The following is a 7842-nucleotide window of genomic DNA, read 5'->3' as shown; positions in this document are numbered from 1 at the left end:
CTCCACCGGCGAGCGCCTCGGCGCCGCCGCCGCCGCCGCCCGCGCCCTCAGCGAGCGCGCCCTGAGCCGTCTCCAGGCCCAGGCCGCATGACCCTGACGCTGCTCCTGCGCCGCTTCGCCGGGTTGCCGGACGCCCCGGTCGCCGCCGGGGCTCAGCCCCAGGCCGCGGCGGCCGCGTCCCCCTCCGCCGGCGCGAAGCCGGACGCCGCGCCGGTCGCGGGTCGTCCCGCTGCAGGTGCTGCCGGCGCCGGCAAGCCCACGGCCGCCACCGGGCTTCCGGCGAAGCGGCCGCAGGCGCCCGTCACCCTGTCGGCGCTGTTGCGGCGCCTGACCGCGACGCCGGCCTGGCGCGGGCCGATGATCCGGCTGCGCCTCGTCGACGCGGTGGCGGTGGCGGCCTGCGGGCTCCTCTTCCTCAAGGTCCTGGCCTTCCTCGATGCCGCGCCCTCCACCGGCAGCCGCTTCGCCGAGGTGCTGGCCCATGCCCGCTCGGGCTGGGAGCCCGCCGACCCGACGGTGACCGGCTCGGTCTCGCCCAAGGAGACGGCGCCCGCCCCCACGACCTCGGCCCCGCCCGCGGAGCCGCCGCGGCCGGCCGGCGAGCCGGTCTCCTCCTCCGAGCGGGCGATCCTCGAGAAGCTCGGCGCCCGGCGCGACGCGCTCCAGCAGCGCTCGCGCGACCTCGAGACCCGCGAGCAGCTGATCGAGAACGCCGAGCGCAAGCTTGAGAGCCGCATCAACGACCTCAAGACCCTGGAGCAGAAGGGCGACGACGCCGCGGCCAAGCGCGCCGAGGCCGAGGCGGCCGGGCTCAAGTCCCTGGTGACGATGTACGAGACGATGAAGCCCAAGGAGGCCGCCCGGGTCTTCGACCGGCTGAAGCTCGACGTGCTGGTGCCGGTGGTGGTCGCCATGAACCCGCGCAAGATGGCCGAGGTGCTGGCGGTGATGCAGCCCGAGGCGGCCGAGCGGCTGACCGTGGCGCTCGCCCAGCGCGCCCGCGGGGCGGGCGGCCCGAAATCCGCCGCCGTCGCCCCGGGCCTGCCCCCGGGCGAGCTGCCGGCGATCGACGGGGTGCGCTGACCTCCCGTCCGGAGACCCGCGGGCGGCGAATTAAGCCCGCGTTAGCCGTGTGCCGTCATGGTGCCGGCTCGGGGTTTACGGGCGGATCGCGATGGGTTCGACGGGCAGGAGCCGCTATGCTGCGGCGCTGATCGCGCTGGCGGGATGGACCGCCGGAGCGAGCGCGGCCGCCGCGGCGCAGCTCACGGCGATCCAGGGCAGCGAGCAGAAGAATTTCGGCCGCATCGCGCTCACCTTCGACCAGGGCGTGAAGGTGACCGCCAAGGTCGTCGGCGGCGTCCTGGTGGTGGGCTTCCGCGAGCCCGTCACGGGCCAGCGCGACCGCCTGGCGAGCGAGATGCCGGCCTACGTGGCCCAGGTCCGCCGCGACCCGGACGGCTCCGGCCTGCGCGTCGCCCTCCAGGCCCCCTACAAGGTCAACGTGCTGGAGGCCGGCGAGCGGGTCTTCATCGACCTGCTGCCCGAGGGCTGGAGCGGCCTGCCGCCGAGCCTGCCGCCCGACGTGCTGGCCGACCTCACCCGCCGGGCCGAGGAGCTGAGCGCCCGCCTGCGCCGCGAGGCCGCCGCCCGCGCGCCGCGCCCGGTGCCGCTGCGCCTCGAGGTCGCCCATCTGCCGACCCTGACCCGGCTCACCCTGCGCCTGCCCAGGGAGGCCCAGGCCGCCCTGACCCGGGCCGGCGGCGACGTCCGCCTGCGCGTCCCGGGCGCCTACACGATCGACGCGTCCGAGGCCCGCTCCGGCGCCCGGCCGGCCGTGACCGCCCTGGCCACCGAGGCGAGCGCGGAGGCCGCCGGGGTCACCGTGAAGCTCGCCGAGGGCTACACCGCCGAGGGCTACCGCGAGGAGGATTCCTACGTCCTCGACCTGATCAAGCCGGGCGGCCAGGCCTCGGCTCAGGATGCCAAGACTGCCGAAGCCAAGCCCGCCGAAGCCAAGCCCGCCGAAGCCAAGCCCACCGATACCAAGTCCGCCGAAGCCAAGCCCTCGGATGCCAAGCCGCCGGAGCCCCGCGCCGCGGACGCCCGGATGACGGCGGGCGAGGCGCCCGCCGGCCCGCCGCCCGCCGCCCGGGCCGAGGCCGGGTCCGGCGTCACGCCACCGGCGGATCCGGCCGCGTCGTCCGGCCCGGTCCAGGCCCGGATCGTGCGTGCCTGGCCCGGCCTGCGCATCGCCTTCCCGTTTGCCTCCCGGCCGCCGGCGGCTCTGTTCGAGCGTGCCGGGATCGCCACCCTGGTGTTCGAATCCACCGCGCCCGTCACCCTGCCGGCGCTGGCGGCGGGCGGGCCGGCGAGCGTCGTCGACGCGCCGCAGACGGACGGCGCCTTCACGGTGATGCGGCTGCGCCTCGAATCCGGCACCCTCGCCCAGCTCGCGATGGGCGAGGGGCAGGGCTGGGACCTGGTGCTCGGCGACGGCAGCGCGCCGAGCGGCGACCTGCTCGCGCCCCAGCGCAGCGCCGACCCGTCGGGCAAGCCCGCGGTCTCGGTGCCGCTCGCCCGGCCCGGCGGCGCCCTCTGGCTCGAGCGCGACGGCGAGCGCATCGCCGTGGTGACCGCCCGGGGGGCGCGGATCGCCGGGGTGCCCAAGCGCGGCCGCTTCGTCGAGTTCGAGGTGCTGCCGAGCCGCCAGGGCGTCGCCGTGCTGGCCGCCGCCGACGACCTCGCGGTGCGGCCCGGCCTCACCGAGGTGACGATCACCCGGCCCGGCGGCCTGTCGGTCTCCCCGACGGTGGTCGAGGCGCCGGAGGCCGGCCCGAAGGCCGCCTCCACCCTGATGGTGCAGCCCGAGCGCTGGGCCGAGGACCAGCGCGGCGACGTGCGGGCCCGGATCCATGCCGCCGAGGCCGCCGCCGCCGCCGCCGAGCGGCCGGCCCGCTCGGCCGCCCGGATCGACCTCGCCCGCGTGCTCCTCGCCAACGGCTTCTCGGCCGAGGCCTCCGGCGTGCTGAACTACGCGACCCGCGAGGACCCGACATTGGCCTCCCAGGCGCCGGTGCGGCTGCTCTCGGCGATCGCCGCGCTGCGCATGGGCCAGGACGCCCGGGCGGCGGGCTTCCTCAACCCCGACGGCAAGCAGGCGCTCGACCCCGAGATGCGGCTGTGGCGCGGCTATCTCGATGCCCGCGGTCGGCGCAGCGGCCAGGCCCTCGCCGCCTTCAAGGCCGCGCTCCCGGTGATCGAGGCCTATCCGGACGACCTGCAGCTGCCGCTCTACCTCGCGGGGGCGGAGGCCGCGCTCGAGGTCAAGGACCCGGCCTTCGCCCAGCGGGCGCTCACCGCGGCGACGCCGCTGGCCGAGGCGCCGTTGCCCCGCGACCGGCTGGCCTTCCTCAAGGCCCGCTTCGCCGAGGCGATCGGCCAGGAGGTCGAGGCGCGCCGGGCCTACCAGCAGATCTCCGAGACCGGCGTGCCGCCGGTCGCCGCCGAGGCGACCCTGCGGCTCGTCGATGCCGGGCGCGCCGCCGGCACGATGACGCCGGAGGCGGCGATCGACCGGCTCGAGCGCCTGACCCTGATCTGGCACGGCGACACCGAGGCCGAGGCCCTCGCGCGCCTCGGCCGGCTCTATGCCGGCGCCGGCCGCTGGCGCGACGCCTTCGCGACCGCCCGCAAGGCCAACCGCCTCTATCCCGACCATCCGGCGACCCGCGGCCTGCACGACGACACGGTGGCGCTGTTCTCCGCCCTGTTCCTGTCGGACAAGGGCGCCAGCCTCGGGCGGATCGAGGCCCTGGCCCTGTTCTACGACTTCAAGGAGTTCACGCCGGTCGGCCGCCAGGGCGACGAGATCGTGCGGCGGCTGGCCGACCGGCTGGTCGCCCTCGACCTCCTCGACGCCGCCGGCGACCTGCTGCAGCACCAGGTCGACAACCGCCTCACCGGCGCGGCGCGGGCGAGCGTCGCGGCCAGGCTGGCGACGGTGCGGCTGATGGAGGGCGAGCCGCTCAAGGCCCTCAAGGTGATCCAGAACACCCGCCTGCCGGAGCTGCCGGCGCCGATCCGCGACGCGCGCCTGCTCCTCGAGGCCCGGGCGCTGTCCGACCTGTCGCGCACCGACCTCGCCCTCGAGCTCCTCGACGGCAATGCGAGCGCCGAGGCGGCGCACCTGCGCGGCGACATCCTGTGGGGCGCGCGACGCTGGCGCGAGGCCGGGGAGGCGCACGAGACGCTGCTCGGCACCCGCTGGCGCGATCCCGGGCCGCTGTCCGACGCGGAGCGCAACGACGTGATGCGGGCGGCGATCAGCTACGCGCTGGCCGAGGACACCCTGAGCCTCGACCGCCTGCGCACGAAGTACACCCCGAAGATGGCCGACAGCCCGGACGCGCGCACCTTCGGCCTCGTCGCGGCCCCCAACGCCGCCGCCACCGCGGCCTTCCGCAGCCTGGTGCGCCAGGCGACGAGCGCCGAGACCCTGACCGAGTTCCTGCGCGCCTACCGTGCCCGCTACCCCGAGAGCGCCGCGCCGGAGCGCCCGAGGCCCGGCCCCGACGGCACCCCGGGCACCGGCCCGGAGGCGCGCGGCGCCGGCGGCCCGGCGCCGGGCTAGAGCGTTTCCCGACGAAGCGGATGCCGGTTCGTCGAAGAAAATGCCGCAAAATCAAAAACCTAGAAAGCTTCGCGATTGCAACGCGATCGTGAAGCGCTCTAGTTCCCCGGGCCGACGCCGACGCCGGGTCGTCGCGCCCCCGCCGGCGCCGGCGGGGGCGAGGCCTACGGTTCGCGGCGCAAGGCGGCGATGCAGCGGTCGATGTCGTCCTCGTCGGCCCAGACATGCGGGCTGAGGCGCAGCGCGCCGGATCGCTCGCTCGCGTGGATGCCGGCCTCGCGCAGGCGATCGAGCAGGCCGGCGGGCAGGCCGCCCGGCGCGCGCAGCCCGAGGACGCCCGGCGCACGCAAGGCGCGCGGCGCGGCGGCGAGCGCGAGCCCGGCGATGCCCTCCTCCAGGCGGTCGGTGAGGTGCCGCAGCCGGGCCGTCATCGCCGATGCATCGAAGGACAGGACCAGTTCCAGCCCGGTCGCCGCCATCGGCAGCAGGACGGGGTCGTTCAACTCGCCCCGGTCGTAGCGGCGGGCGCCGGCCGCGGGCGGGCGGTTGCCGAGGTTCTCCTCGATCGGTGTGCCGTCCTGCCGGTGGGGAGCCGCGTACAGGAAGGCGAGCCCGTAGGGGCCGAGCGTCCACTTGTAGGTCGGGAAGGCCAGGAAGTCCGGGAGCCAGCGACCGACATCCACCGGCACGGCGCCGGCCGCCTGGGTCGCGTCGATCACCAGCGCGGCCCCGACGGCGTGGACCGCCGGCGCGAGCCGGTCGAGGTCGATCAACCCACCATCGGTCCAGTGCGACGGGGTCAGGGTGGCGATCGCCAGGGGCGGCGCTCCGGGGCGCCCGATCGCGGCCAGCAGGGCCGCCGTCCAGTCGCCGTCCCCGGGGCGGGGAACCTCCTCGACGCTCAGACCCCGCGCGGCGGCGAGCCGGTCGAAGGCGTAGCGCAGCGACGGGAATTCGTCCGCGACCCGCAGCACCCGTCCGCCCGGCGCGACGGGAAGGTTTGCCGCGGCCGTCGCCATCGCGTGGCTCACCGACCCCACGATCGCTACGTCGTCCATCCCCGCGCCGACGAGCCGGGCGGCGGCCGTCCGCGCCCGCTCGGCCTGGATCGGGATCGCCTCGCGCCGGTGCGTCCAGGGCCGGCTCTTCACCAGCAGGCCCGCCTCCCCGGCCTCGCGGACCGCCCGGGGCAGCGGGGACCACGCCGCCGCGTCGAGGTAGCTGACGTCCCGGGGGATTTCGAACAGGTGCCGCTGGCAGGGCAGGGGGGTGATCGCGCTCATGCGGAAGGATCTGCGTTCGCTCTCCCGATCACGCGGGCGAACCGCGCCGCGGCTCGTCGAACGGGGGAGTGGGGGGATCGGGGCACGACCCGCCCTACCACGACGCGCCCCGGCCCAGGAGGCCCGGCGGACGGGCCGGTCCCCCGGGTCTCCGCGTCAGACCTCGCCCTCACCCGCCGGGCCGGGACGCCGCCGCGGCTCCTCGCCGGTGGTGCTGGTACCGGGATCGAGGGCGTCGGGTTTGCGGGCCGCGTCGTGGTCGGCCGGCGTCACGCCAGCCTTGGCGGCGGCCGCGTCCTCGTCGCGGCGGGTCAGGTGCGGGCGGGCGGTGAGCAGATCTTCGCGTCTGTCGGGCATGGACGATCCTCCGGTCGGCACACGCCAACGCGGAGCGACCCGGACGGGTTCGTCACGGTGCAACCGAGAGACCAAAAGGGTAATGCCGGGACTGAAGGCATTCGCGTCCGCTGCGGGGACGGCATCAACACCCTCGAAGGGTGTTGGTGCCCAGGAGAGGACTCGAACCTCCACGGCTTGCACCACTGGTACCTGAAACCAGCGCGTCTACCAATTCCGCCACCTGGGCCCTAGAGCGTCGCCTTGGCGGCGCCCCGGTGCCAGTCGTGTAGAGCCTGGCGGTGCCGGCGTCAACGGGCTTGAGCGGCCTTCGGGAGGGGAGGGGGTGTTCCACCGACTCGGCGGGCCGATGTCGGATTTCGATCGGGATGCCGAGCGTGCCCGTCCGAGCCATGGACAATCCAGCCGGCCAGATCGCGGCGGCAGCAGCCCGTCGTTGATCGGTGCAACATCTGGTATGACTCTACGTCATGAAAACCGAATCGAACGAGGTGCCCGGCGGGGCGGAGGATGTGATCGAGATCACCACCGTGATCACATCCCACGACTGGACGGAGGCATCCATGCGCAACAGCCGCGGCCACCTCGCGTCGCGGCGGAGGATGGCACTCTTCGATAACCTCGCCCTCCTCCCCATCGGCCTGCTGTTCATAGCGCTGGTCTTCTGGAAGACCGGCGGGAGACAAGCGGCCCCTGAAGACATCGTCCTTCTCGACGCGCCGGCCGGCATGCACGAGACAATCCTGCTGTGGTTCGTCGTCTGCACGTTGTTCGTCGCCGGGTCCTACGCCGTCCACGATCGGTCGGTGCGGTGGCGCCTGCGCCGCTGGGCCGCCCGACGGCATGGAACCGAGCCGATCTCGGTGCATTGCCGGCTCACCGCGCGGGGAATGACCGCGACCGACAGGTACGGCACGCTGTTCCGGTCCTGGGCGAGCGTGGTGGACCTCGAGGAGACCGAGCGGCATTTCTTCCTGACCGACGCGGATAGCGGTGGCGCCATCGTGCCCAAGCGCGACATGTCCGATGCCGAACAAGCTCGCATCCGCGCGTTCGTGCGCGAAAGGCTGCTCCGCCTCGGAGACGATCCCGAGCCCCTCACGGCCGTGCTGCCACAGGAGGCGACGCGTGAGGCTGACGTGCATCTGCACTACGAGCGCACGGTGGAAGACCAAATCGCGGGTGACCTACTTCTCTGGGCGATGACCTCGGGACGACGGCGCCGTGCGCTGAGCGCGCTGGGATCCGCGCTCGTCGTGGCGCTGGGCATGTCCTCTTTCGACGCAGCCCGGTTCTGCCTGGCATGGCTCGCAGCGGACCGGAACAAGCCGTTCGATGAACCATTCACAGCCATTATGCTCGATGGGGCTGCAGGCTACCTGTGGATCTCTCTCTGGGCGGCGGGCTTCGGATTGATCGTCTGGCTGACATGGCCGTGGTTCCTGCGGCGGCAGGCCGAGGCTAGGCGGTGTGGACTCTTGGGGTTTCCTGGTTGGGCGAGAAGTGATTGAAGGCTGCTTTTTGGAGGGCTGCCTTGGGAGTTCTGGACCGGCTCGTTCTCGGCGATGC

The 7842-nt window shown here is 74.5% G+C and carries 5 protein-coding genes and 1 tRNA gene; 3 read left to right on the top strand and 3 right to left on the bottom strand.

What is annotated here, in order from left to right; translation table 11 throughout:
- Positions 1-87: 87 nt before the first annotated feature.
- Together HPY23_RS27465 and HPY23_RS33290 are read left to right on the top strand one after the other, a co-directional pair.
- On the top strand, positions 88-1083 hold the full coding sequence (locus tag HPY23_RS27465; protein WP_418888676.1) for a MotE family protein: 996 nt from the start codon (positions 88-90) through the stop codon (positions 1081-1083).
- A gap of 91 nt (positions 1084-1174) precedes the next feature.
- Positions 1175-4633, top strand: a complete 3459-nt coding sequence (locus HPY23_RS33290) for a hypothetical protein (RefSeq protein WP_091889792.1) — start codon at positions 1175-1177, stop codon at positions 4631-4633.
- A gap of 164 nt (positions 4634-4797) precedes the next feature.
- On the opposite strand, the gene HPY23_RS27455 is transcribed toward HPY23_RS33290, so the two are convergent.
- The 3 genes from HPY23_RS27455 to HPY23_RS27445 form a co-directional block, all read right to left on the bottom strand.
- Positions 4798-5916, bottom strand: a complete 1119-nt coding sequence (locus HPY23_RS27455) for an aminotransferase class V-fold PLP-dependent enzyme (RefSeq protein ID WP_091889795.1) — start codon at positions 5914-5916, stop codon at positions 4798-4800.
- A gap of 156 nt (positions 5917-6072) precedes the next feature.
- On the bottom strand, positions 6073-6273 hold the full coding sequence (locus HPY23_RS27450) for a hypothetical protein (protein WP_091754686.1): 201 nt from the start codon (positions 6271-6273) through the stop codon (positions 6073-6075).
- Between the two features lie 144 nt (positions 6274-6417).
- Positions 6418-6502 (bottom strand) — tRNA-Leu (locus HPY23_RS27445).
- 241 nt (positions 6503-6743) lie between these two features.
- Here HPY23_RS27445 and HPY23_RS27440 point away from each other — a divergent pair.
- Entirely contained in the window at positions 6744-7784 is a 1041-nt protein-coding gene (locus HPY23_RS27440) for a YcxB family protein (protein WP_091889798.1), read from the top strand.
- Positions 7785-7842: the final 58 nt, after the last annotated feature.

The sequence above is a fragment of the Methylobacterium ajmalii genome, assembly GCF_016613415.1.
GTDB classification, from domain to species: Bacteria; Pseudomonadota; Alphaproteobacteria; order Rhizobiales; family Beijerinckiaceae; genus Methylobacterium; species Methylobacterium ajmalii.
The sequence above is the reverse complement of the archived record's forward strand: the minus strand, read 5'-3'. Positions and strand labels throughout refer to the sequence as shown.

Bases quoted from the DNA above. Each gene is read 5' to 3' on its own strand.
- HPY23_RS27465 (WP_418888676.1), top strand. From the start codon at position 88: ATGACCCTGACGCTGCTCCTGCGCCGCTTCGCCGGGTTGCCGGACGCC.
- HPY23_RS33290 (WP_091889792.1), top strand. From the start codon at position 1,175: ATGGGTTCGACGGGCAGGAGCCGCTATGCTGCGGCGCTGATCGCGCTG.
- HPY23_RS27455 (WP_091889795.1), bottom strand. From the start codon at position 5,916: ATGAGCGCGATCACCCCCCTGCCCTGCCAGCGGCACCTGTTCGAAATC.
- HPY23_RS27450 (WP_091754686.1), bottom strand. From the start codon at position 6,273: ATGCCCGACAGACGCGAAGATCTGCTCACCGCCCGCCCGCACCTGACC.
- HPY23_RS27440 (WP_091889798.1), top strand. From the start codon at position 6,744: ATGAAAACCGAATCGAACGAGGTGCCCGGCGGGGCGGAGGATGTGATC.